General features: G+C 42.0%; 24 protein-coding genes and 1 riboswitch. Of the genes, 19 read left to right on the top strand and 5 right to left on the bottom strand.

Features of this window, described 5'->3' with window-relative positions; genetic code table 11:
• Window position 1 precedes the first annotated feature (1 nt).
• From csrA to AA84_RS0114160, 5 genes are all read left to right on the top strand, one after another.
• Window positions 2–241, top strand: a complete 240-nt coding sequence (gene csrA / locus AA84_RS0114180; protein ID WP_028977747.1) for a carbon storage regulator CsrA — start codon at window positions 2–4, stop codon at window positions 239–241.
• Between the two features lie 532 nt (window positions 242–773).
• A riboswitch (cyclic di-GMP riboswitch) is annotated at window positions 774–857 on the top strand.
• Window positions 858–930: 73 nt separating this feature from the next.
• Window positions 931–1,698: an EAL domain-containing protein gene (locus AA84_RS0114175; RefSeq protein ID WP_028977746.1), complete on the top strand. Its 768-nt coding sequence runs from the start codon at window positions 931–933 to the stop codon at window positions 1,696–1,698.
• A complete protein-coding gene (locus AA84_RS18030) occupies window positions 1,658–2,212 on the top strand; it encodes a PilZ domain-containing protein (RefSeq protein ID WP_051575358.1) in 555 nt (184 codons plus the stop codon). The genes AA84_RS0114175 and AA84_RS18030 overlap by 41 nt, the downstream gene beginning before the upstream one ends.
• 91 nt (window positions 2,213–2,303) lie before the next feature.
• Complete coding sequence (locus tag AA84_RS0114165; RefSeq protein ID WP_028977745.1) at window positions 2,304–2,570, top strand: LysR family transcriptional regulator; 267 nt, start codon at window positions 2,304–2,306, stop codon at window positions 2,568–2,570.
• Between the two features lie 267 nt (window positions 2,571–2,837).
• A complete protein-coding gene (locus tag AA84_RS0114160) occupies window positions 2,838–3,176 on the top strand; it encodes a hypothetical protein (RefSeq protein ID WP_028977744.1) in 339 nt (112 codons plus the stop codon).
• Between the two features lie 113 nt (window positions 3,177–3,289).
• Here AA84_RS0114160 and AA84_RS18025 read toward each other — a convergent pair whose 3' ends face one another.
• Window positions 3,290–4,039 (bottom strand): hypothetical protein, encoded by a 750-nt coding sequence (locus AA84_RS18025; protein ID WP_037563834.1) that lies wholly within the window; start codon window positions 4,037–4,039, stop codon window positions 3,290–3,292.
• 223 nt (window positions 4,040–4,262) lie between these two features.
• Here AA84_RS18025 and AA84_RS0114150 point away from each other — a divergent pair, with 223 nt between their 5' ends.
• Complete coding sequence (locus tag AA84_RS0114150) at window positions 4,263–5,852, top strand: hypothetical protein (protein WP_028977743.1); 1,590 nt, start codon at window positions 4,263–4,265, stop codon at window positions 5,850–5,852.
• A 39-nt stretch (window positions 5,853–5,891) separates the two neighbouring features.
• Here AA84_RS0114150 and AA84_RS0114145 read toward each other — a convergent pair whose 3' ends face one another.
• The 3 genes from AA84_RS0114145 to AA84_RS0114135 form a co-directional block, all read right to left on the bottom strand.
• On the bottom strand, window positions 5,892–6,902 hold the full coding sequence (locus tag AA84_RS0114145; protein WP_223362458.1) for a hypothetical protein: 1,011 nt from the start codon (window positions 6,900–6,902) through the stop codon (window positions 5,892–5,894).
• A gap of 206 nt (window positions 6,903–7,108) precedes the next feature.
• Window positions 7,109–8,725, bottom strand: coding sequence for a DUF7309 domain-containing protein (locus AA84_RS0114140; RefSeq protein WP_028977741.1), 1,617 nt, complete (start codon window positions 8,723–8,725; stop codon window positions 7,109–7,111).
• A 134-nt stretch (window positions 8,726–8,859) separates the two neighbouring features.
• Window positions 8,860–9,378, bottom strand: a complete 519-nt coding sequence (locus AA84_RS0114135; RefSeq protein ID WP_028977740.1) for an IS1096 element passenger TnpR family protein — start codon at window positions 9,376–9,378, stop codon at window positions 8,860–8,862.
• A gap of 210 nt (window positions 9,379–9,588) precedes the next feature.
• Here AA84_RS0114135 and AA84_RS0114130 point away from each other — a divergent pair, with 210 nt between their 5' ends.
• The 13 genes from AA84_RS0114130 (at window position 9,589) to AA84_RS19255 (ending at window position 22,025) form a co-directional block, all read left to right on the top strand.
• Window positions 9,589–9,846: a DUF6429 family protein gene (locus AA84_RS0114130; protein ID WP_028977739.1), complete on the top strand. Its 258-nt coding sequence runs from the start codon at window positions 9,589–9,591 to the stop codon at window positions 9,844–9,846.
• Between the two features lie 281 nt (window positions 9,847–10,127).
• Window positions 10,128–10,985 (top strand): DUF1672 family protein, encoded by an 858-nt coding sequence (locus AA84_RS0114125; RefSeq protein WP_051578059.1) that lies wholly within the window; start codon window positions 10,128–10,130, stop codon window positions 10,983–10,985.
• Between the two features lie 17 nt (window positions 10,986–11,002).
• A complete protein-coding gene (locus AA84_RS0114120) occupies window positions 11,003–11,407 on the top strand; it encodes a hypothetical protein (protein ID WP_028977737.1) in 405 nt (134 codons plus the stop codon).
• Window positions 11,365–13,089, top strand: a complete 1,725-nt coding sequence (locus AA84_RS0114115; RefSeq protein ID WP_028977736.1) for an SA1320 family protein — start codon at window positions 11,365–11,367, stop codon at window positions 13,087–13,089. Before AA84_RS0114120 ends, AA84_RS0114115 begins: the two co-directional genes overlap by 43 nt.
• Window positions 13,090–13,485: 396 nt before the next feature.
• Window positions 13,486–13,749 carry a Wadjet anti-phage system protein JetD domain-containing protein gene (locus AA84_RS19670; RefSeq protein WP_081791806.1) on the top strand — a complete coding sequence of 88 codons (264 nt, stop codon included), beginning with the start codon at window positions 13,486–13,488 and terminating at the stop codon, window positions 13,747–13,749.
• A 233-nt stretch (window positions 13,750–13,982) separates the two neighbouring features.
• A complete protein-coding gene (locus AA84_RS19450; RefSeq protein WP_223362459.1) occupies window positions 13,983–14,534 on the top strand; it encodes an ATP-binding protein in 552 nt (183 codons plus the stop codon).
• Window positions 14,482–15,618, top strand: a complete 1,137-nt coding sequence (locus AA84_RS18020; RefSeq protein WP_223362460.1) for an ATP-binding protein — start codon at window positions 14,482–14,484, stop codon at window positions 15,616–15,618. Before AA84_RS19450 ends, AA84_RS18020 begins: the two co-directional genes overlap by 53 nt.
• Window positions 15,619–16,172: 554 nt before the next feature.
• Window positions 16,173–16,925 carry a hypothetical protein gene (locus AA84_RS0114095; RefSeq protein ID WP_028977735.1) on the top strand — a complete coding sequence of 251 codons (753 nt, stop codon included), beginning with the start codon at window positions 16,173–16,175 and terminating at the stop codon, window positions 16,923–16,925.
• Window positions 16,922–17,305, top strand: coding sequence for a hypothetical protein (locus AA84_RS0114090; RefSeq protein WP_028977734.1), 384 nt, complete (start codon window positions 16,922–16,924; stop codon window positions 17,303–17,305). Before AA84_RS0114095 ends, AA84_RS0114090 begins: the two co-directional genes overlap by 4 nt.
• 404 nt (window positions 17,306–17,709) lie before the next feature.
• On the top strand, window positions 17,710–19,365 hold the full coding sequence (locus tag AA84_RS0114085; RefSeq protein ID WP_028977733.1) for a hypothetical protein: 1,656 nt from the start codon (window positions 17,710–17,712) through the stop codon (window positions 19,363–19,365).
• 11 nt (window positions 19,366–19,376) lie between these two features.
• Entirely contained in the window at window positions 19,377–20,558 is a 1,182-nt protein-coding gene (locus AA84_RS18455; RefSeq protein WP_051578057.1) for a hypothetical protein, read from the top strand.
• Window positions 20,558–21,658, top strand: coding sequence for an AAA family ATPase (locus AA84_RS0114075; protein ID WP_028977732.1), 1,101 nt, complete (start codon window positions 20,558–20,560; stop codon window positions 21,656–21,658). The genes AA84_RS18455 and AA84_RS0114075 overlap by 1 nt, the downstream gene beginning before the upstream one ends.
• Before the next feature lie 160 nt (window positions 21,659–21,818).
• The gene (locus AA84_RS19255) at window positions 21,819–22,025 is read left to right on the top strand and encodes a hypothetical protein (RefSeq protein WP_028977731.1); all 207 of its coding nucleotides are present in this window, start codon (window positions 21,819–21,821) and stop codon (window positions 22,023–22,025) included.
• Between the two features lie 333 nt (window positions 22,026–22,358).
• On the opposite strand, the gene AA84_RS0114065 is transcribed toward AA84_RS19255, so the two are convergent.
• Window positions 22,359–23,969, bottom strand: a complete 1,611-nt coding sequence (locus AA84_RS0114065) for an IS1634 family transposase (RefSeq protein ID WP_028977730.1) — start codon at window positions 23,967–23,969, stop codon at window positions 22,359–22,361.
• Window positions 23,970–24,210 lie beyond the last annotated feature (241 nt).

Raw genomic sequence — 24,210 nt, 5'->3', positions numbered from 1 at the left:
GATGCTTATTTTAACCCGAAAGCAAGGCGAATCGATCCGAATCGGCGATGACATCGAAGTGAATGTTGTTTCTGTTTCAGGTGATCAAGTCAAGCTTGGCATTACAGCGCCGCGATCGATTGATGTGAATCGCAGTGAAATCTATGAAGCCATTCTGAACGAGAACAGCAACGCCGTACACGGCGGACTTTCCGAAGATGTTCTGAATGCGATGAAGGCAATGAAAAAGAAGAAGCCGTAATCAAAACACGGGTGCGCCCGTGTTTTTTGCCGTATTTTTACAGGCTTGAATGTACGAAAAGAAGAATCCCTATTCCCTAAAGGTGTCGAGAAGTATCTGAAACGAAGTGCCAATACGATTAAAAAAAGTATTTTTTCACAGATAAAGCCGTTTATGATTTTTGCTTTGTGGGATAACGATCAGTGGCATGAAAGAGGAATTTTCGCTAAAAGTGTCCTGTGCACGATCCGGAAATGTTGTTTAAGCCTATTGTTGATGAATGAAAGCCGCATTCAGAGTGACGGTAAAGGACTAGGCATAGCTTAGTTTTTCTTAAAAGATGCTGATTCCCGATCCGGTTCGGTTGAGAGATCAAGTGAAGCGGCCAATCGGATAAATAGACGGAGAGATTCCGCGCTTATCAAATGATGGGTATCCTTTTCATCTCCTATTCCGTGATGACTGATAGAAAAGTTTTATAATAAAGGCTAATTAGTTACTTCGCCTTGAAACAATAGTCCTAAAGTGACAAAATAAACAATGCACAACAGTATAATCGAAATGGCACACTTATTGAAAGATAAGGTCGCAAAGCCACGGGCCTAAGGCAATGCGCTAGGGCAGCCGGGCTGCCGAAAGAAAGAATTCATGGTGTTGGTACTCCACTGTCAATTTCGGCGCCGTTTTGAATCAAAAGAGGCGATGGAAATATGAGACTTTTTCAACTCCTTCGAGGTAAGAACTTTTCCTATCATTATCAACCGGTTATCAAATTAAGCAATGGCGACATTGCCGGATTAGAAGCCTTGTTTCGTCCGCATTTTTTTCGTAATCCGGAGCAAGCATTTCAGCAGGCAAAGAAGAAAAATAAATTGTTTGAACTTGATGTATGCGCTTTGGATAAGGCCGTACAGACTTTTCGCAAAAGCAGGCTATTGCCGCCTATAAAACTGTTTGTCGCTCTTTATCCGTCAACCATGATGAATCCACGATTCGTTCCAATACTTCTTCAAATCATCCATCGCTATGCGATTCCCGCCAAACAACTTATTTTGGAAATTGTTGCGCATGAAACCATCGACAATCTTTCTGAATTAAGAGCGGCCATACAACAATTGAAAAAAATGGGCTTTACGATCGCATTGGACGATATGGGAAAAGGCAGCGATAATATCTACCGCACGATTGATCTGGCTGTTGATTATATGAAGCTCGATCTGTATCTTTCGAAGGATTTAGCCCAATCCGATCAAAAACAAGCTTATGTGCGTTTTCTTATCCGCTATTGCAAACGGTTTGATGTAAAACTGATCCTAAAGGGGATCGAGAATGAACGTGATTTACACTCTGCATGTTCCCTTGGTGTCGTGTATGGACAAGGTGCTGCAATACATAAGCCGCGTCCGATTAAGTTTTGGACGGAAGAGGTGAATCCAAATGGCGGAAAATCTCAACCTTTTGCTTGGAATAGGGATTGAGGCAGTTGGTTTAATGATTGTGATCATTTGCTGTATTCGTCATTACAACAAAGTGATCACGCGTGATCATGAAGTAATCACTGAATTAAGACGCAGACTTTATAACCAGACAGCAGTCAAGGAGCGGCGTGCTCATTATCGAATCAAACTCGACGGCGAGAAATGTCACGTACGCATCCTTGATTTTGGTGAACAACCCTTGCAGCGGTTAAATAATCAATCGATCGATGCTGAAATGCTTGATCTCAGCATTGGTGGGATGAAAATGAGATGCCGTATTGACTTTCCCGTAAAGGAAAAAGTCTTGGTCGCGATCACTTTCTCGGAAGAGGATGAAACGCCCATCCATGTCAAGGGGATCGTGAAACGCAAAGAAACGAAGCATGGCCGCCGAGCGATTAATTATGGGATACAGTTTACTCATTTAAGTGCGAAAAAGGAAACAGAAATTCAATCGTATATGAATAAGAAAGACCTATCAAGAAAACAGCTCGTACGGTCTTCTGCCCGATAATAGTGGACATGAAGACGGTCTGGAAAAGAGGATTGATCAAATTTAATTAAGGTGTGCAAAGCATGATGCGACGATAAAGGAATTGATGATCATGACGATTGAGCAGCTCGAAACGTTCCTTGCAGTAGCAGAACACAAGGGATTTCACCATGCAGCGCAAAAACTGTATCTGACTCAGCCATCGGTCAGTTCGCGTATCAAAACACTAGAAAAAGAATTAAATGTGTCTTTATTTGTACGCCATGGCCGATATATTTCCTTGTCTGAACAGGGATTGAAACTGCTGCCCTATGCAATCGGAATTATTCGGCTCTATGACGAGGCAAGGGGTGCTCTAAACGGGCAAACACTTGGCTAAGAAGTTTCATTGTTTTTGACAGAAAACGGCCTTCGCGTTAAAATGAAACAAATTAAATGAATGCGGGTCGTGCTTTGCCCATAGAATTGAATTATTCTTTTATTTTTCGAATTATTATAAATTGTAACAAAGTTCCTCCTAACGTAATAATATGGACAAAACACATTTTTTCGAGATGAGGAAACGAATGCTCTGTCCTGTTTTCTCAAACAGCGCTGCTTACATTGACTGTTCCAATGAGTGAGAGAGAAAAGGAGGATGTCAGCCATGATGAATCATCTAAATTGCGACAAAGTCGATGACTATTTGGATCTGCTGCTTTACGCCAAGAAAATTAAGGATGTGGAATGGCAGCAAGAGATTAAGGAACGTTTGCTTGCTTACCTTGAAGAATCGGAAGCACGCAGGCAGCAAAGAATGACCGATCTGCGTATTAAGTTAAGCTATGTGAACCGCAGAATTCTGGTCTTGTATCAGCAATTGCGCAAACGCAATGTCGAACTCACCGAGAAGATCACCAATGAACTGTATGCTCTGAAGGAACGGCGGATGGAGTTGGAAGCAGAGATTGGTCAGATGCGAGAGCAGAATCGGCGCATTAGCTGAATAGATGATGAATGAAAAGGCTCGCACTCCGCTTGGGGGAGGCGAGCCTTTTTCTGATGCGCTTGATTTTAGACACGCTCCCGGGTGTGCTTTAGGGATGAAGCGAATCCTCGTCAGGTCGGAGGGATGAGCCGCTTCAGCTGATTGAGATCGCGTTCTAATGTCGCTGGAGTATCATTCAGTCCGAGGGCAAGTTCTTTTTGAAGCCTTCGCGCCATTGTTTTCATGGTCGCATAGGTCAGCCCGCCGGAGGCGACGCCGCCTAATATGGGCACGGCTTTGGATACGCCTCGTGCAAAGGTACGCTTGCTGATCTTCTTTCCGAAAAATGCAGCGACTTTTTTAATCAGCGGATAATAGAGCGTTTGCTCAAGCGCCTTTTGCGGGATACATTCAAGGACGCGCGTAGAGAGCTTTGATGATAAAACGCGCAGCATCGCTCCAGTTCCGCTGACGCCGAGCATCGCGCCTAAGTAGAGCAGCAGGGTTTCACGGCCTTTTTCTGTCGAGGCGTCCCAAAGCTCTTCGCGACCATAAAGATAGCCGAGCTCTTGGGCAAGACGGAGTGCAACTGCGTAAAACTGCGTCGTATCTGCGGGAAGGGTTGCTGCAATCGCCAACCCTCCAGGCATGCCGGTGGCAAACGAGATCGTCGAGCTTCGCCAGGTTGCGTTTTTTATCAGCAGCTCTGCCCGCCGATCAAGCTCAGCTCGGCCGAAATAGCGCAGCGGTCCTTCGTCAAGCAAACGTTCGCTATCTTCGTTTGCAAACGTACGCTGAAAGAAATCGTTACGATTCACTTTTATTCCCGGTATTTTTAAGATCAAGTTAAGCAGTGAATGCGTTACTTTTACGGCTTGCATCGCGAGTCGCCCCTTTCATTTTACAGGTAGTGTCCTTAAGTTTAACGTGTTTACTGCATACTGTTTCCTGCAACGCCGTGTTTCATTTATTGGAGCTGAAAAGATTGGCCGTTAACGTTCAAACCTCATAAACGACGACTACGTGAATCTTGCTGTTAATTGGACGGCAAGCGGGTAAACTAACTGCACAATACTGGACGAAGAGCGAAGGAAGAAGAGATGAATGTCGAACGTTAAGAACTATACCCCTTACTGGCCGAAAATCGTAATTTTTTGGGGTGCGGGGACAACACAGCCGCTTAACATCAAGACAACGAGTGAGCTTGGGCAAATCTTTCAAACGCTTGCGGAGCATAACAAAAATTTGCGCGCGGCCATTGATCAGACGCTGCCGGAAGCCGAGGAGCAGGTGCGGCGCGAATTAGATGCTTTACTAAAGCTGATCAACTTTGAGGATCCGGACGGAGAACAAACGGCAAGCGAAGTTCTCGGCATTCCAAAGGCACGTGCGCACCATCTGCAAATGCTCTATGACTGGAACGCCGTCAAATTGGCGATTGAGCGCTGTCCGAGAAATTCAGAGCATCACTTTAGCCTCGACGACCTTTTTAATTTGCTGGATCTGCATATTCATGCGCATCAAGGCATTGAAGTCGGGGACCGGTTTATCACACTGGACCGCTTGATCGCTGCCAGGCGCACATTATTGATGCTGACGCAGCTGATTCATGCAGTTGGTTATCAAAAGTTGCTGCATGATCAGAACTTGCGCCTGATGTATCAGCAATACCATCAATTTACGTTGCTCCTTGCTAAGCGTATGCATGAGGAAGGGCTGAGCCGCGCAGCAAAAGGGATTTCGCTCGACGATCGCGCGTTTTACTTGTTTAGTTATGCTGTGGTTTCAATGAATTGGGACCCGCTTTTACTTTGGCTGATTTTTAACAGTCATAAGGAACAAAATATGGCAGCTGCCGGGAAAATCGGCAAATACGACGAACCGATGAAATTGTTTAACGATCTTGCTCATTTTATTGCGGTGCGTCAAGTTGACGGCGCAACGCCTGCTGCTTGGTTTCCGATGAACGAGACGGCCGTGCAGCAGCTCAATGACCTGCGCTATCCAACCGGACGGCGGGTTCGAATCGGAAAATTCTATTTTCCACATGGCTGTCACGGATTTCGCAGATGCCCGAAATGCGGCAAACTGACCTTTTATTTAGGCGATGAATGGCGGATCGATTCGCCCTGCCTGTTTCCGCCACAAATTTTGCCGTCGCTGTCTCAGCAAAAACCGCGTTCACGCGAGGAGAAAAAGGCGATAGAGGCGGGAATTTTTGATGCGGTTCAATGCACGTATTGCGGCACGATCACCGAGACGCATCATACGGCAATCGCGATGCAGTCGCAACTAAAACCTGAGCAGCCGTCATTCATTCAGGAAATTCAGAACGATATGCGTGTTGCTATCGAACATGCGCGCCATATTATTTTTGCCGGCTATTCACTTCCAGACGATGATTTTATTGACCGAATCATGCTGTCGGCGCGGCGGAAAATGGACGGGGAACAGGTCAAGTGTTCGATCATTAATTTTGATCCGCACGCAACAGAGGGCTGGATGTACGGTCAGGCGCTGCACGCGTTCTGCAGCGCGCACCCCAACGCCAGTTTAGCCAGCACGTGCAGCCGAGTTGCCGCTATTTTTGGAGAAGAAAATATTCGCGGCTACGGTGCCGGGTTTCCGCAAGTGTTTCTGAAAAACGGTCGTGCCGATCCGCAAAAAGTTGCTGAGATGCTGCGGGTGTGGTGAATGATGGAAAAGATTTATACCCTTGCAAGGGTGCAGTGTTTACCGGCGAATAAAATTCTGGACGACCTGAGCGATCACCTGCATCTCTGCCTGTCCGTACCGTTGATCAATGGGCAACGCAGCCAAATTTTCGGCTAAGTGATGCTCGAAACGATCGGCGGGAATGCGCGATGCAGTTTCTTCCCAGAAATCATCCGTATAAATGCCTTGTTCGATCAGAACCTGCTTCAATTGACTGCCGCGATCAATTAAAAACGGATAGCATAGCGGACCGTTGACGTCACGAAAATCGGTTTGTAATTGATTGTATTTTCCAATGTGTTCATGCAGGAAACGCAAATTTGCATTTCGGACTGCACGTACGCGGGCATAATCGATGCTTGTCAGGATACGCTGCGTTGTGCGTGCCATCGCATGCATCCCGCATGTGTCCAGGTAATGCTCATTTTGCTGGAACAGCGCTTCCGCAGAAGCACTGCCCATATCCATCTGCTTCAAGAGCGCATCGCATCGATAATAGGATGGATCACGTTCTAGCGCAATCCGCTCTTTTGCATCGGTATATAAATAACCGCCGTCCGGCACGCCAAAGAACTTGCGTGCGGAGTACAGCGTGTCCGCGTGAGCGATTGGCCGTTCAAAAAACGCTTGCGTATTGTCAATGATGACCCGGTCGTTTGTACGGCAGACGTCATGTACATTTTTACCGTTCACACCAAAATAGTTTACATAATAAAGGCAGGTGTCCGGCTCCGAATCCCGATCAAGCACCGGCGCGAACCGCGCGTCAATGGGGTAGAAAATAGGCGTCACGCCCAGCCTTTTGATCGGTTGCAGGACACTGTCGCAAAGATAGGCAGGCAAATATATTTTGTTATAATGGCGCACGCGCAGCACATACTCGAGCGCATAACGCGCGCTGTTGAGATGCACTGCCTGCTGGTGGTATTCCGATTTATTCGGCAGTTCAAGTGAGAAAAAGCCACCGATGATTTTGGACGGTTTCGTCATGACAATCACCTGTTCAATGGAAATGTGTTGGTCCATCATTATAAGAAAAACCAAGTGTGCTTGGTCCTTAAACTCTCTCTGTGTACGCTCCGATTGCTCGCTTGCCGCGGGCGCACCGCGAGCCTCTTCGTAAACACATTACCTGCATGCTCAAAAAGGGTGTCTCAAAGTTAAAAACGGAGTTGGACGACACCCTTTTCTTAGTAAGTAATCGGCTGACGCGAGACCATCAAAACAAGCCAGCTTTACGGCTGACGGCTCATTGCCGCAAACATGGCTTCTCTCGTTTCGCTGAGTTTCGGTAGTTCATCGGATTTGCTGCAGATAATGCCTAGTTTTCGGCACAGCGAAACGAGCGCGTAGTAAAGCTCTTGATTTGAGATGAGGATCCCGCTCGGACGCTGTCCTGTCTCTTGAATCAACGTGACGAGAAATTGCTGAGCGGTGCGTGCAAACTCCTCCGTTGTTAAGCATTGATCCGGGGACGCTAAATCGTGGAGCAAAACTTGTCCTGTAAAGTGATCAACCGCAAGCTGCAGCCATGGAAGCGTTGGTCTTGGATCATCATTTGTTGATGCAATCGAAAAGGGCGTGTAGTTCCCGTCCATTTCGACCCAGGATCTGTTTTGCCGCGCCTTTTTCTTCAAGCGCTGAAGATCAACTTGGTTGGGGTAGAGCGGTGCATTTTGTTTTAGCAAAGAGCCGTCCATTTCAGCGTTCGGTTGAATCTGTTCTTCTTCCCATGATTCCGCACCGGATGCGTCTTGTCCATATTTTCTAAGCAGAAGTGCGCCCTCTTGATAAAAAGGAACGTCATCCGGCTGCTTTTGATGGTCCCAAGCGATCGCCGTCACTTTACGAATGAGTTCCGTGAACCGCGTGATTTCCTCGCCTTGAGGAATCCATGCTTGGTAACCGGGCGACTTAACACGCAGCATTGGCCAACATTTGCGTGCCTCAAGATCGGCGCCCAATTCATCGAGCAGTAGCCGATCCTCATCTGGAAACGTTCCATAGCGGCACAGCGACAGGCTGAACAGTTGTGCGGGCGCTGTTTCGGGTGTACGCATCGTGCCGCTGAACATTTGCTCAAGCATTGCCAACCCCTGATCGCCGACATAGATCGCAAGTCCGAACTCATCGGCATTTGCACCAAGCACGGAACAATAGTAACGACGCGAATCATCGGGCAGCTCAAGCGCAAAAATCTGATCTGAATTTAACCAGTGCCACGGTTCATGCGCGGCATACATTTCTGCAGCATCAAGAAGCATGCGCCAAGCGCTCTGCCATTCGGATTTAAACGAAAAAGGCAGCGGTTCCTGTTCTTGACGCCTCCTATAAATGCTTAATAATTCATTGACTTCGTTCACCGCATCATGCTGATCCAGAATCGGTTCCTCATCAGGATCATCCGTGACGAGCTGATCATTAAAAAAAGTGATCATCCCTTTACCGCATTTGATGCAGCAAGGCAAGCGATCATCAACCGGACTTTTTAAGGGCTCAAGTAAAATCTCGATTTGCTCCGGTCGATCGGGAAGAAAACAGCGCCCCTTATCTCCGGGCTCAATTAAGTAATCGGAAACGAATGATGTATCCTCGTTGAAAATACCGGAATGAGCTTCATACAGCGGATCTTCTTCCTGACCAAAACTGACAAATGCAACCGTAACTTTTTCAGAATCAACGGAATAGCCGAGGCGTTTCGGCAGCTCAATGATTGCGTCTTCATGGAGATAACTGATGACGTCATTGATGTACGCATGCAGCTCGCCGACTGTAACCATACTGTCTGCTTGAAGCCGCATCCAAACCGGCGGCTTACTGCCCTTTATCGAAATTTTTAATTGTATGTTCATCGCCAGACCTCCGGTAAATTAATCGATCAATTGGCTAAATTTTTGCCAACAAAAAAGCGGTTTCCAATTCTATTATAAGAGAAACTGGCAAATTTAGACAGGGTGGCGAGAGAGGACGAGTCAACGCTGCGGCTTTAAAGGTCAAGAAACGGATTTAATCCGTCCTCGTGTAAGTGTGCGTTTATACTCGTGGTGAGTTCGGACCGCGAGCGTATCGGCTCATAGACTTGAACAAGATCTTTTTCATAGGGATCATAAACCCATGGCTTATGATGCGCAATGTAGGAACCGAGATGCTTAGAAACCGTGGTACACATTGGGTATTTAACCCCTTTTTGCGGAGGAATAATCTGTTCAACGAAAAGATTAAACTTCATAGTTTGCAGTTCATCTTGATAGAAAAGCCGCCCCATGAATCCGCGCGAATTGGAAAAGCAATCGGAAAAGCGACACTGCTGCTCGCATTGCAGCAGCGAGCGGTCGGGGGCATCAGCAGGCGAAAGCACAAAGTGATGTGTCCCTTGAGCAGACAAATCAAACGCATAGCAAATCGCATCATATAACGTTGCAAAGGTTACGGTTTCATCCAATTGCAGCCGTATCCACAGCAGCTGGTCGTACTCCTTTAAAACAATTTTTAATTGATAAATCATGCATGATCACAGGCTTTCTTCAAAATTAATCAATACACTTGCCCGCTATTGACCATTAAATAATTGATACCTGCGCGTTGAACTTAAGCCAGCAAACGTATTTTGCGACCGATGAAGCAGATTGTACCATTGAGGGTATAGAATGAATAGAGTAATCAGCAACATGAATAAGCGATACGGATCGAACAAAATCAAAAGGGAGCGTCGGACATGAGCAATGATTCTGAAAAACGCCTAGTAAAGGACTTAACACTGATGTTGCTGTATTTGACTTCATGGGAAGAGCGCGACGATGGTTACAGCTATCGAAGAAGCTGGAAGGGCTATGACTTCGACACACTGAATGAACTCGCAAAAGAGGAACTGCTCAGCGGAAGTCATAAAGCGAAATCCGTTTACCTTTCGGAAGAAGGAACAGAATTGGCAAAAAAACTACTGAAAAACTATCGAATAAGCGATCAAGAATAGCGATCAGATCGTTCAAATGACAATTGCTAAACTTTGTAAAGCACTTAAATAGATGGAAATGGCCATAAACGCTTGCTTAAAAAACAGGACTTAATCCTCATTTTCATAAAATAAAGCCACAAAATAGCCACAATCTTATTGTGCAGCGTTAAAATGGATTAAAATCGAAATCAATTACAACCCCATACCTAACTCCATATCGGGAGGCTCATCCATTGAAGACTATGAAACTCGTGATCCCCACGCTTATCCTATCCATACTCTTAGGAGGCTGCTCCACTTTGGAAAATGACCATCAAGGCACTTCATCGACGAAGAAAGAACAAGAAAAACACTATGAAAACAATTTTATAAGCGTGCAAAAGTACACCGGCCAAGGCTACTCACTCGATGGCGGTGAGGAAAACGATAAAATCGCGGAAGCCCACCGCGCTGAGGTTGTAAAAGCTGCCGAACAGTTCTTTTTAAAGAAATATAAAACCAAAGTCAAAGTCCATAACCTCGTTGGCAACAAATATGGCGTGACTGTGTTTGTGGAATCAATAGGTGAACCGCATTTTTATGCACATGCCGTTGTTCCAATCAATGATCAGAAAGTTGATACGGATAATGTGATCTCAGAAAAGGGGAAGGTTGAAGAGGCAATCCGAGGCGGTATATATGCGATGGTTTATGATCGAGAATTTCAAAACCTAGATGATTATTTGAAAAGATTCACAAAAAAGTATCCAGTGGTAGGGGTCACAAAAGAGGCTGAGGAAAATATAGGTGGCCGTGGTTTTAGTACGGTCTTTTATTACACAACAATTATTGATGATGCGATTTCTGTGAATGTGATTCGCATGTATTTAGAGCATCCAGATTGGACAAAAAGTGAGTGGAAGAAAGCATTGAAGAATGCAAAGATTGATCCCCAATACGCCTATGTAGCAGTTCAGCTGTTTATGAAAACACCGGATACAAATCCAGATAAGAAGGCATTTCAACAACTAGTTTCAGTTATTGATAAAATGAAGGACTTTCCACCTGGATCATACAGTATATACCTTCATGATAATCAAATAGGGAAAAGAACTGGACGAGGGAATCAGAAACATATGTTGGAGAGAAGTGTTCCTCATGAGATTATTAAGTACTGAAATGGAGGTGACGGACAATGATCACAATAGTCAAGAAGAGAATAAAAAAATTAATTAATCCAACAATGGATGAAGATTTAGTTGAATTAGCAGGATATCATGCATATCATCTATATAATAACAACTCTGTTTATGTCAATGGGAGAAAATATAGAGTAATAAATATAGTAGACTCCAAAGAAGATAATTATGGGCTTAATGCAATGACCGTTCAAAATATCGGAACAGGCGAATTCACGGTCGTTTTCGTCGGAACTGATAAAAAGCAGCCTATGGATTTAATCACCGACATCCAACTTCTGAATAGCGCAGAACCGGAACAACTAAAGGCTGCGCGCACTTATTTTGATCGGCTGAATGAAAAATATGGGGAAAATCTGTGTGCGGCAATTCCTTGGGCGGCGCGCTTGCAAATGCAGTAGCGGTCCATCACAAGAACGTTCGTGCCGTGACGCTCGATCCGGCTATTTTACCGGAAGGCATGGTGAAAACGAATCACAAGTATCCGAATGTCACCAACTATTTCACCAAGTATGACGGTCTGACGCGTGGTGAGCTGGGGTTAAATCTGAGCGATCGTTTTCCCGGCAGAATCTATCGAATTAATTCTGGGGTGCCTCATTTCTCCAGAGCGTTTGCTTCAAATCATGTGGGCTATAATGGCGACGGTCCGCAATATATTGAAATCGGCAAAAAAGATGAACCGGGTTACGGCAAAATCGCTATTGCTGCCGACGAGCATATTGTCACAAGTATTTGGACCGGTGAGCCATTGTACGGAGGCGGGTCCGGACAAATCAAGATCAACAAAGCAAATTTGGACACGCTTGCGGATGCGCTGAGCAGCCAAGTGTTAGAGCGCCTCAATCGTGCGAGTGAGTATATCCAGAATGCCAACGAAATTGTTGCGTCTGAAAAAGCGCAACGGACACGTCGCTTGGCGAAGCTTCAAAAACACTTTGAGACGATTCTTGAGGATGGGTTTGGCAACAGCCCGCTGTTTAAAGGGATGACAACCGGTGGATATATGATTCAGAGTGTGCTCGATCATCTGCAGCAGCAGTTGCTGAATGTGGATATTTGCGTCCGTGCGATTGAGTCCGCGATCTTCTCCCCACCGGCAAAAATCGCGAAATTTGTCTCGGCAAAACATCTTGGCTTGTCCGGATTAATTGACCAAGCCCTGCGCTCGGTTCATGAGCTGCGCCATCATTTTGATCAATTCAGTCGCAATACGTCCAAGATCGTGAAGCACGACATTCCGCACTTGATTGCGGATGAAGCGACAGGCGCCGTTGATGCCGTTGCTGACGCATTCTATAAACATGAAGTCATTGTCGGCAAGAACCATAAAAAGCTGTACCGTCAGATTGAAGCCTATCGGAAACAGGTCAGAGAAACCGGCAGAAATTTTCAGGCAACCGATGTTGCTATAGCGGTGGGAATCCGCAGTGGAGCGGCTCCATCCCACCAAAGCGCTGTTCATTCCTCCGCAGTCGCTGCCCTTGAATCATCAAAGTATCTGCCTTATAAAACAAAAACGAAAGCGCTTCAAGTCGGTCACGCAAAAAGCGAACTCATGATTGAGTTACAAGCGAAGCTGAACTCGATCGCAGGCACCATTTATGGGGCATTAACTACCTTGGAAGGCATCTCCGAATCCATTTCCTGCGGCCTCAAATTTGCTGGTCACGCCATCTGGTACGGATCGCTGCCAACCATGCTGGTTGCATGGTTTACCGATTGGGACGACCAGATTAATCGAAAAATCCGCCATGCCATGAAGCCATTGGACGATTTCGCAGACACCGTTCATGCCCTCAAAAAAGGGATCGCCTACCTCAATGCCTACCTTCCCAACCTGACTGCGGAATACGCACCCTTTATTGAGAACGCCATTTTTAAAAATGACCGCTACGCCGACGTCATCACCTACAACGGCGCAGCCGCCGACACCCTAGAAGAAATGGAACTACTCTTCCAAGACACCGTCCATCAATTTTCCGGTCAAGAAGCCAAAGCCATTACCGCACTAGAATCTCAATCAAAAAAGATCCTAAAAAACATCCAACAGCTGCACAGCGACGTCCAGCGCGGGGCGTAAAGCAGAAGAACATTGCTTAAGTTAAGCTGCATTCATCCTATCCATATCTTAGCCGCACATTCTTCGATGAATGCGCTTGAGTATCCGAATTATGCCATTCAATGCGATTACGTTATAAGAAATAAACAATTAAATCTACGGGAATATACGTTCTTGGCTAATGCTGTTCATAGGACAATAAAAATTCATGGGCGGTTGCCGTGCCTCTCTTTTGTATGAGGGAGGTGCGGTCAATGACGACACATGAGGCATCTTCCCTAATGATGCAATTTGCGGTGCTTGTGCTGATTATTGTGCCATCTAAAAACAGAAAATAATCCCCCCAAGACTTCGCCATAGTCCAGCAAATGGGCGTTCTTTCAGAAACTCAGTCAAGCAGCGAATTCAACAGGGGACATTTATCATTGGAGTGATATCGATCTGGGGGGATTTCGAATCCTGGCAAGAGTACGGAAAGATTTCTTCCCGGATCTTTATCCATACCGAATGAATGAACAGGAGCTGATGAACTATTCAGCTTATACCCTTCCCATTAAAGGAGCCTATCTTGAAATGTTGAAAGGATTACTGGAAGTTCCGGAGTTATCAGATTGTTACTCGTGCCTGTCTTTCATGCTGGAGCACAAAGTGAAACTGGAGCAGGAAGCTATGATTGAATAACGAGTCTGAAAACTGAGACAATGAAAAGGGTTTTAGTTATACTTAGTAATAAAATAGTTATAATAAAAAGAAAAAAATATCGAAAATGCTGTTTTAAAGCCCTTTTTTTATTACTTAGTTAATGTTGCATTAGAAATAAAAAGTAATAAAAAGCTGATGAATAGGTGAATTTTGAGAAGCAATCATTCAAAAAGAATCAGTTGGGAGCGGAATGATTTGGATTTAAAAAAATATTGCAACATCTGATTTCTTTACCTTCTGAAAATGAATGGTTTGAATTTAAAGAGGCAAAGAAAGATTACACCTTCGATAAAATTGGTCAGTACTTTTCTGCACTCAGTAACGAAGCCAATCTAAAAGCACAATCTAAAGGGTGGTTGGTATTTGGTGTAGTGGATAAAACGAGAGAGATCATAGGAACACATTATAGAGAAAATCGTGCGCAGCTTGACCAATTAAAGTTAGAAATTGCAAGTCGGACAAATGGGTTGACTTTTAACGAAATTCATGAATTAGCAGTAGCGGGCGAGAGAGTGATCATGTTTGAAATTCCTGCAGCTCTTAAAGGAATTCCAACTTCTTGGAATGGTCATTTTTTTGGTAGAGATGGAGAATCTTTAGGTCCCTTAAAATTGAATGAAATTGATTTAATTCGGGGTGAAGCGAGAAATCATGACTGGTCAGCAGAGATTTGCTCTGAAGCAACGATTAATGATTTAGATAAGCACCCAATTGAGAAAGCAAGAGACGAATATAAAAAGAAGGCATCCAGATCTTCAAAGTGAAGTTGATCAATGGGATGATATTGTCTTTCTCAATAAAGCTAAAGTAACGATAAAAGGCAACATAACCAATGCGGCAATAATTTTGCTGGGAAAGCCTGAGTCAGAGGCATTTCTATTACCATCTATAGCAAAAATGAGTTGGATCTTAAGAAATGATCAGAACATTGGACAGGATTATGAGCATTTTGGTCCTCCGTTTTTATTAAATACCAGTCGGTTATTTGGTAAAATACGTAATTTAAAGATTAGACAAATGCCAGGGCAAAGTTTATTTCCACTTGAAATAGACAAGTATGACTCCTATGTTATTCGGGAGGCCTTGCATAACTTTATCGCTCATCAGGATTATGAATTATGCGGACGAATTAATGTTGTTGAATACCCTGATGAATTACTTTTTACAAATTTGGGCAGATTTATACCTAAAACTGTGGAGAATGTAATTAAGCAAGATGCTCCACAGGAATTCTATAGGAATCCATGGCTAGCCAGTGTAATGGTAAATTTAAATATGATCGATACGATAGGCAGTGGCATTAAGAAAATGTTTTTACAACAGAAGAGTAGATTTCTTCCGTTGCCTGAGTATGATTTGAATGAACATGAAAAAGTGAAAGTAACCATTTTTGGGAAAATATTGGATGCCAATTATACAAATGTCTTGATTAATCGATCTGATCTTGATCTATCTATGGTTATGGCACTTGATCGGATACAAAAAAAACAGATGGTTGATAAGGATATAGTAAATGAGCTACGAAAGAAACACCTAGTTGAAGGAAGATATCCAAACGTATATGTATCATCACGAATCGCAAAATTAACCGATGATAAGTCATCATATATAAAGAATCGTGCTTTTGATAACCAACACTACAAGAGATTGATCCTGTCATTCATTGAAGAATACGGCTCGGCATCAAGACAGGATATCAATGATTTATTAATGGATAAAGTTTCTGACGCATTAAGTGAAAAACAAAAACTTAGTAAAATCAATAATCTTATATATGAAATGTCGTGTAAAGATAATACGATAAGCAATACAGGATCCAAAAGGAAGTCAAGATGGGAAAAGCTATAATAAAAAATCAATAAACAAGACCATTGCTGTCGATTTTGTGTGTCTATAGGAATTTACACAGCCACTCCGTATTCTGTTTGTTGAAAACGGTAGTGGCTATATATTTTTTAACACATCAAAACATTGAAAGTACTTATAATAAACGCCATGAATTTTTGAAGATATATTTTTAAGCTTAGTAGGACGAAACAGCAAGTAAAATCCATTGTTTCGGTTGCGCGATCAGCCCCTAAAAAACAATAAGAACTAAAATCAGCATCAGCAGTAAAGCCAGCTATACAGCTTTCCGTTTATGATCCCCCATTTTTAATGATCCAGAAGCAAACAAATACTCCATTCAAAATTAAACCCATGCCGTGTGATGCCTGAGGTAGGAATGTCAACAAGGCTCAAGCACAACAACGTAAAGATATATCTTCATACGGGTCACCATCCATGTTCTTTAAAGACAGGTACTTTGAAGGATAAAATCCTATTTTTTGTAAAAAAGAAGAAAAAAAGTCGCTATATGGAGAATGTTAGGATAAACCATCTCCTACGAAAGTAGTGATCTAATGACCATTGCCGAGCTTCATGGAAAACTGCCCACATTAGAAGCCAAGGAAGACCTGCTGACTTCGGACGTTTTCTCCACTTTTCGTTACCTACCTGTCAATCGAGCACTCATTCCATTTCTCAGAAAAGCAATCAATACCCGGTCCGGACAACCCATCAGCAATGTTTTTACGGATTGTCTGACGGCGGACTATGTCTTCTGGCCGAAAACCACGCGCTACAAACGCGAGCCGGATGTGCTGATCCTAATCACGCGCAAGACCAAGGCGCCAATCGCCACTATTATTGAAGCAAAATTTTACAGTGGACGGAGTGACGCCAATCGTACGCAATCAAAGCAGGAGTTCAAGGCATATGATGGCGATCAATTGGCCGAGCAATACGTCGATCTGATGAAAAACGAGATGGATCTCAACAAGCAGCAGAAGCAAATGCTGCACGAATCCGACCATCGTTTTCTCCTGTTTGTTACCGCGCATGATACGCTGCCAAGAAAAATAACCGATGATTCACTCAATAAACTGCTTAAGCATGACCCGGATGCCCATTCCCTTTACTGGGTGAACTGGCAAACTGCTTTCGATGTCGCTAAAGAGACACTTGAAGCTCAAATTCTCGATGACGGACAACGTTTCCTGCTTGAAGATCTACGCGATTTACTGCAGCGCAAAGGACTTACATCATTTCAAGGCTTCCATCCACCAGCCAAACTGATTCAGCCGAAACACTATTTCTGGAGGGACACGCAATGAGCATTGGAGAAGAAATGAAACATGTCTACGACGAGATGGTCAAAATCTACACAGGAGTGGGAAAACTCATCTCAGTCATCGAAGGTGAATTCAATAGAAAAGGCTGGACAGCAGTGGGCGACCATGGAGTCACCTGGGACCGCTCATCTAGTTATGAGTCTCCGGAATTCTGGCTGCCTTACTTCATGCAGCGCGTTTACACCAAAAGCAGCAATCAAAAAGGCGTCGCATTCAACATCCTCTTTGACGGCCTCGACGAAGATCATCAAATTACCTATCCGATTCTGTCATGCGCCGTGGCGGAGCGAAAAGATGGAGAGCGAGAATCTTACAAATTACTAATTGATCATTTCAAGGGAATGACGGAATCCTCCTATTGAAAGTATGGGGGATGGCTAAAGAAAGACGTGGCAGAAAGTGCAGTTGCATCATACATAGATCCGATACTTATTCACACAAAGGATATGCAGAGCAGATAGGAAAGAGCAAATTGAAATTTTATTGAATGGATTATTGCTTTGGCTATTTTCTACAAATAATAAAAAAATCTATATAAAAATACTTTAAGCCTATTATTCAGAACCCGATAAACTTATTGTACTAGTTCATATATCCTGATTTGGAAATTGCTATAAATCTTGTTGCTTAGAGGGAGCTAAATAATCATATGGAACAATTCAATGCATATTTGCAGTCAGAGGGGGAAGTTGGCGTGTTAGATGTCTCAAGTTGATAGATTCTTTATTGCATAATCTAATGTCTGAATGAATGAGAGGGATAATCCATGATTTCGAACACCGCAAATCAAAACATCGAACTTGATAAAATAGAAGCTGACTTTGATTTTGAAGAAATTGAAGGTTCTTTATCGAAACGTCTCGAAGAAAGTTTTTCTGATTTGAATCTATTGGAGGCAGGTAGAGAAAAAATCTCTGATCCGGACTCATTAGGTAAAACAGTCCTTGATGAAATTTGGAAACAGTTCGGAAATCAAATTGGTCTCGACATGACTAATGAGTCATTAATCCAAAAATACGATAGAGAACATCCTGAGCCGTATAAGGATAATATTGATAAAAAGGTTATGCAAGATAAACGATATATAGAAGCAAATAAGACCATGAAGGAACAACAACAAGCTGGAAAATTGAAGGACGCATACACAGGAAGAGACTTAAAATCTGGGGAGAAAGCTAATTTAGATCATGTTGTATCAAAAAAAGAATTATATGATAACCAACGAAGAAAGCAGGCCAATTTAAGTGTGGCCGATCTTGCAAATAAGCAAGAGAATTTAAAACCTACCAATGAATCGTTAAACAAGAGTAAAGGTGCCAAAAGTATTAAAAAATATGTTGAAACGCGTGAAACTAGAGAAAAAACACTTATTACACAAAATGAAAGAGCAAGTAAGAAGGTTATGGAATCTAATAAATCTGAGACTGAAAAACGTTGGCAAATAGAAAAAAATAACAAACTATTAAATGACAAACTCGCCGCGGATGATGATTTGATGATGAAAGCCGATAAGGAAGCAAGAAAAGCAATTAATAGAGATATTCATATTAATGCGGCGAAAGAAGTTGGGAAAAAGGTCGGAAAAGATACTTTAAAGACAATGGCTATTTCAGCATTATTTACGTTGCTCAAAGAAATCATAAACGGTTTAGTTCGTTTTATTAAAACGAAGGCTAAGTCGTTTAATGGATTCTTAACTGGAATGAGAGAATCGTTAAAATCATTCTTTTCAAAAATTCTAAGCGTTGTCCAAAACGGTGTATCGACGTTGATTGGTACTATTTTGTCTGAAATATTTGGACCAATTGTCAGCGCATTCAAGAAACTTTCAAGCTTAATCAAGCAAGGTGTTTCATCGGTTATTAATGCTGTGAATTTTTTGCAGAGTAATAAGAATAAACCATTGGCGGTCAAAGTTGCACAAGTTGGCAAAATTATTACAGCTGGCTTAGTCGGTGGTAGTGCAATTTTCTTAGGAGAAGTGTTCGAAAAATTTTTATTATCTGTTCCAGGGATGCAAATTCAGATTCCCATGATTGGTACGTTAGCAAATATGATTGGATTATTTCTCTCAAGTTTAGTTTCGGGATTAATTGGTTCAATTATTCTAAATATTATTGATAAATTCATCGCCAAAAAGTTAAAAGAAGAAAGTGACCGAAAAATAATTGATAAGAAAAACGAGACTATGAATCTTCAACAAGCACAACGATTTATAGCTGAAAACCATGTGGTTGCAACAAAAGACAATGCTATGAGAGAAATTGCTGAAAACCACGCATTAGCAAAAGAACTCATACAGCAGTCGCTTGCAGAAATATTCGATGATAGTAAAACAGAAAGTAAACAGAATGCTGATACAATCAGTGAAAATCAACGTGATTTAGCACAAATGCAGAAAGATTTAGAAGACTTAATTTAAGGTGATGAAAGATGCTGAATAAAATTGAAAACAAGGAAGAGCAAAATGTCAATAGTATACATAGTGAAATAATAACTACCAGAGCTGATGAATTCAATCGAAAGAAAAATGAATTGAAGATATTTGGTGGAAATTTACCTGATGAAGCAAAGCTACCTAGTGTCCCCACTACTGGTGGAATGTTCGATTTGTTTGATTATAAAGTGACTGGAACTGACTTGAATAAGCTTACTAAGGGCATTCAAGATAAAATGATTGAGCAAAATCGGATTCTTGTAAGGAATATTCAAGAGTTCAATACAATTTACGATACCTTTTCTGCACTAGATAAAGAATACATTCAAGGAATTTTAGTTTCACTTAAGGCTGCTAGAGAAGCTAATGCAAAAGCACTTAAGGGAGTTGCGGGTGTTCAAACGAATCAGAACGAGATTAATCATATTATTAATCAACAGAAACAAGTAATAGAAGTTCTGAAAAAATTCAAACAAAAGATTGAAAAGATAGAACATTTGGAAGATATTGATAAAATTTTTGCTGATTTTTATATAATTCAAAGTAGTGTTGAAGCGATAGAAACTAGCGTATCATCAAAGGTTAAAATTCAGGAAGAAACAATATCAAACATTAATACCGAAATGAAATCGTTGCACTTATTATATTCAAGACTCGATGGGAAAATAGATAATCAAAATGAGCTGCAAGATAAACAGTTCGATGATGTGAACCAAATAATTTCAAAGCACGCTGACAGTATAAGTAGTGCTGAAGCAGTTATTGAAGATAACAAAGCAAAAATTCTTGAACTTACTGACAAAGTAACAATTAATGGAGAAAAAGTGACCTCTCTAGCTAAGGCGGTAGATGATACTAAGAAAACTATTAGTGAAGTTGTGGCAAAAGTTCTCTCTGATGTGGATAAAAAAATTGATTCAACAAATATTAAAATTGCCAAAAATATGACGAGAGTTGAGGGGAGACTTAATAATCTCCATCTTGAAATAGAAAAGCATTCAGGAAGTTTGACTGAACGAGTTGATTCAAAATTGTCGGCAGCCAAAAAAGAAATTACTGTTCTTAGTCAACAGGTAAAGAATCTATCTAAAAGTTTAAAAACTACAAGGATTATTTCATTGATTAATATTATTATAGTATGTGTTCTGATGATTTTGATTGTAAGTGAGGTACTATGATGATTTCGGATAATTACAAACATCAGTTGGTTAAAGGAACCAGGCAAATAGATCTATCATTAGGACGAGACTCTGAATTTGAAAAATTGGCCCAAGAAATAACCGATGAACAAAACGATAAAGCTATATTAGAATTAATCAAAAATTTAGGAGTGTTATCTAAACAGCAATTTTTACCTAATAAGATTGATCAAAAACAGGAAAAACTTATTGAGATTTTATGCGCATTTCTGGGAGCTTCAAAAGTTGATGGACTATTTCAAACTCTAAAGGAATCATCTAATATTTCTGTAGATGAGATACTCATCCAATTAGATGAACTAGTTGGTTTGGAACATGTAAAACAACAGGTTCGTGATTTGATTGATTTTAATCAGATACAACAATTACGAGTGAAAAATGGATTGAAAAAATCGAATAAAACCTTACATATGGCATTTCTAGGCAACCCTGGAACAGCTAAAACTACTGTTGCTCGTATTGTTGGAAGAATGTATAAAGCGATCGGTTTATTGAGCAAAGGACAATTCATTGAAGCAAGCAGAACGGATTTAATAGCGGAGTACCAAGGACAGACAGCAATCAAAGTGAAAAGATTAATTAACCGAGCTAGAGGAGGCGTTCTATTTATAGATGAAGCGTATAGTATTACTGAAAACGATCATAGTGATAGTTACGGAAGAGAAAGTCTTACTGAGTTAACGAAAGCTCTTGAAGATTACCGAGATGATTTGGTAGTCATAGTTGCAGGATACACTGACTTGATGGAAAAGTTTTTTGAATCAAATCCAGGGCTAAAATCGAGATTTAATACTTTTATTTCATTCAATGATTATTCCCTTGATGAACTTGTAGAGATATTCAAATACACTTGCAAGCAAAATGACTATAGCGTAGAAGGACAAGCTATTGCTAGTGTTCGTGATTGGTTGTGGGCAAAGTTAGATAAAAAAAATGAACATTTCTCAAATGGACGATTAGTTCGCAATTTATTTGATGACATAACGTTGAATCAGTCGAAAAGGTTGTCCGCACTGAAAAGTGAAATTAGTAAGGAGATGTTACTTTTGTTAATAGCAGAAGACGTTCCAACAACATGAGATGGGCTTTGTAAGACGGAACTCGTATGTTCTCCTAGAGTAGGGCTTGTCCACATTCACCTACTTAAGGTGAAATGATACAAAATTCCTAGTCAAAAGACTAGTGCGCATGCGAAAATTTAATTCCCGAGAGACTATTAATTACTGTGAGGTGTTTAAAATGCCTGCAACAATTATTAAAAATTTTAATCCAAATGATCCTAGAACAGAAGGAGAAAAATATTTATTAGAGGTATTTAGAACAAGTCTTAGATTTGAAGGCTGGACAGTATTTGAACAGCCCCATATTAATTCTATGAAACCTGATTTTGTCTTAACTCATCCCCAAAAAGGTATTTTAATTATAGAAGTAAGGATTGGAATTTAAACTCTGAGGTATACAGTAAAAATGGTTATATCCGTGGTACCGATGGAATTTATTATAAAAGCAATCCTATAAATCAAGTCGAGTATTATAAAAGAAATATTTTGCATTATCAGCTGCTTTCGAGTGTCGATTTATCTGAAAAGTTTCCACGTTATTTTTCATGTATTGAAACCATTGTTTATTTTCACTATGCAACTAAACAGGCAGCCATGAAATATTGCAATGCTTTTGGAAGCTACACAAAAGTATGGACTAAAATAGATATAGATTATATAGGGAACTTCGCAAATCGTTTAAATCAAAAAGAACATACATATGCATCCTAGATTCCCGTTACACATCACTAGGTAGTGGGACACCCAGTGCTTCATAAATTTTCTTCTGCGCGGTCAAAATCTCACCCACTTTTAGTGCCTGGCCTGGGGATTCAAAGGCCTCGATCACATCTAATTTATCGAATAAAGATTGAATCGTGTAGTCTTTGAAAAGCTTCTGTGCCTGCATTTTTTTCTTGATCTGCGCAAGCAAAATCAACCCAACAAAACTCACAAAAAGCTTCCCGTCTAACATGGCTTCTGATGAAACCAACATGCGACGTAAGTTCAGCCGCTCTTTTATGTCTCCAAAGCACTTCTCAATGGGATCTTTTCCCCAATAAAGTTCGAGGGCTTGGATGGCATCCATTTTTTCATTGGAAAGCAGGGAGAAATACCCGTAGTACCGCTTGGCCTTCTCAACCATTTGATGATTGACGGTAATCTGTGCCCCTCGCTTTGGTGTTGATTTAACCGTGAAATACTTTTTGTAAAAGGCTTCGTGTTCCGGAACGCGCTGCCCGTTTTTCAGTTCTTGATGATGGCGCATCAGCTTGCGATCAAACTTTTTCTGATCTTCTGCCGCTTGATCGACATTGTAGTACAGATGCAGATAAACGCGGCGCTTCTCTTTGAGCGTATCTCCTTTATATGGCCGATCCTGCGTGTAGTCCCAGTCCGTTCTCACCGTCAGGGCATAAAGATCGTACTGCTCATCCAGATTTTCGAAGGTATCGAGCGCGTCATAGACTTGATCAAGTTCATGACGTACCCAAGATAATGAGGGACGGACGGCAATCAAAAACTTCAGATGTTCCTTCATCAAAGCGTTAATATTGGTCGCACTGTAAAAGCCTCGATCCATCACCAGCTTGACCTTTTCAAAACCGAGGGTTTTGAAATCGCCTAAAAGGTTCAAAACCGTTTTGACATCAGGAATATTCCCAGCTAATTTCCGATAATAGAAGGGTAATCCGCTGGTTTCACCAAAGATGAGGGCTAAGTTGATTTGGGGAAGACGATCATCTTCCTTGTTCTTGCCATAGGCGACCTGTTTGAGCACTTCGGAATAGCTCGAGATACTGGTCGTATCATAAGCCCAATACTCATCCTCATGACAACGCTGCTTGCGACGTGAGAAAAACTGGTTCTTGCCCGCTTCAGAGATGGATGAAAAAACAATGCTGCTGCGCTGAGAAGTCACATTTTTCCCGTACGGATGCTTATGTAGATGATCCCATTTCTCAAAACGAGTCAGAGGATTCGGGTGTTCCAAAATCATATAATAGGCAAGCGACAGAATCTGTTGATAATGCCTTGGAAAACAGGTCTTGAGATCCTCAGTGAGTCCAAGCTGTTCACCGATTTGATCCAGTAAATAGGTGGCTCCGTAAAAAACACGCTTCGCTTCAGCAGCAGGAGTGGGACCTCGTTGAGGCTTTTCCTCAGATGTTTGCCTGCGTCGTTTCCCTCGCCCGTCTGTAGGGATTATTTTTCCCGTCTTTTCATCGACACGTCCAATGAGTTTGCGTCTTGAACGCGGTTGTTTCTTCTCTTTATCCCAGTACGATTCCGATTCGTAAGCATAGGTGAGTCCGCTACGCTTGTCTTTTTGCCTGATGATCGCCATTTTTAGCCACCTACCTAGTGATGTAATTATAACGCATAACTAGGTAGGAGGGAAGCAAAAAAAGCCCCCAAATCCCCATGTAATCAACCTTTTTGAGGGCTTGGGGAAAATCATAGTGTGGAGATACGGGAATCCAGGGTATAACAACAATGCTGTATATTGCCATTGAATAGGGACAGCTGTGCCAAGTTTTTGGGACAGTAAAGACATCAAATTGGGACAGTTAGGACATGTGAGGGAC

Source organism: Sporolactobacillus terrae DSM 11697 (assembly GCF_000648615.1).
Lineage (GTDB): Bacteria > Bacillota > Bacilli > Bacillales > Sporolactobacillaceae > Sporolactobacillus > Sporolactobacillus terrae.
Note: the sequence above shows the minus strand (reverse complement) of the source record. Positions and strands in the feature narration are given on the sequence as shown.

Coding starts and splice junctions, on each gene's coding strand:
- AA84_RS19255 (WP_028977731.1), top strand. CDS start 21,819: ATGCCTGCAACAATTATTAAAAATTTTAATCCAAATGATCCTAGAACA.
- AA84_RS0114175 (WP_028977746.1), top strand. CDS start 931: ATGAGACTTTTTCAACTCCTTCGAGGTAAGAACTTTTCCTATCATTAT.
- AA84_RS0114095 (WP_028977735.1), top strand. CDS start 16,173: ATGACCATTGCCGAGCTTCATGGAAAACTGCCCACATTAGAAGCCAAG.
- AA84_RS0114135 (WP_028977740.1), bottom strand. CDS start 9,378: ATGATTTATCAATTAAAAATTGTTTTAAAGGAGTACGACCAGCTGCTG.
- AA84_RS0114145 (WP_223362458.1), bottom strand. CDS start 6,902: ATGATGGACCAACACATTTCCATTGAACAGGTGATTGTCATGACGAAA.
- csrA (WP_028977747.1), top strand. CDS start 2: ATGCTTATTTTAACCCGAAAGCAAGGCGAATCGATCCGAATCGGCGAT.
- AA84_RS0114075 (WP_028977732.1), top strand. CDS start 20,558: ATGATTTCGGATAATTACAAACATCAGTTGGTTAAAGGAACCAGGCAA.
- AA84_RS0114140 (WP_028977741.1), bottom strand. CDS start 8,725: ATGAACATACAATTAAAAATTTCGATAAAGGGCAGTAAGCCGCCGGTT.
- AA84_RS0114085 (WP_028977733.1), top strand. CDS start 17,710: ATGATTTCGAACACCGCAAATCAAAACATCGAACTTGATAAAATAGAA.
- AA84_RS0114165 (WP_028977745.1), top strand. CDS start 2,304: ATGACGATTGAGCAGCTCGAAACGTTCCTTGCAGTAGCAGAACACAAG.
- AA84_RS18455 (WP_051578057.1), top strand. CDS start 19,377: ATGCTGAATAAAATTGAAAACAAGGAAGAGCAAAATGTCAATAGTATA.
- AA84_RS0114120 (WP_028977737.1), top strand. CDS start 11,003: ATGATCACAATAGTCAAGAAGAGAATAAAAAAATTAATTAATCCAACA.
- AA84_RS18030 (WP_051575358.1), top strand. CDS start 1,658: ATGGCGGAAAATCTCAACCTTTTGCTTGGAATAGGGATTGAGGCAGTT.
- AA84_RS0114065 (WP_028977730.1), bottom strand. CDS start 23,969: ATGGCGATCATCAGGCAAAAAGACAAGCGTAGCGGACTCACCTATGCT.
- AA84_RS0114150 (WP_028977743.1), top strand. CDS start 4,263: ATGTCGAACGTTAAGAACTATACCCCTTACTGGCCGAAAATCGTAATT.
- AA84_RS0114090 (WP_028977734.1), top strand. CDS start 16,922: ATGAGCATTGGAGAAGAAATGAAACATGTCTACGACGAGATGGTCAAA.
- AA84_RS0114160 (WP_028977744.1), top strand. CDS start 2,838: ATGATGAATCATCTAAATTGCGACAAAGTCGATGACTATTTGGATCTG.
- AA84_RS18025 (WP_037563834.1), bottom strand. CDS start 4,039: ATGCAAGCCGTAAAAGTAACGCATTCACTGCTTAACTTGATCTTAAAA.
- AA84_RS0114130 (WP_028977739.1), top strand. CDS start 9,589: ATGAGCAATGATTCTGAAAAACGCCTAGTAAAGGACTTAACACTGATG.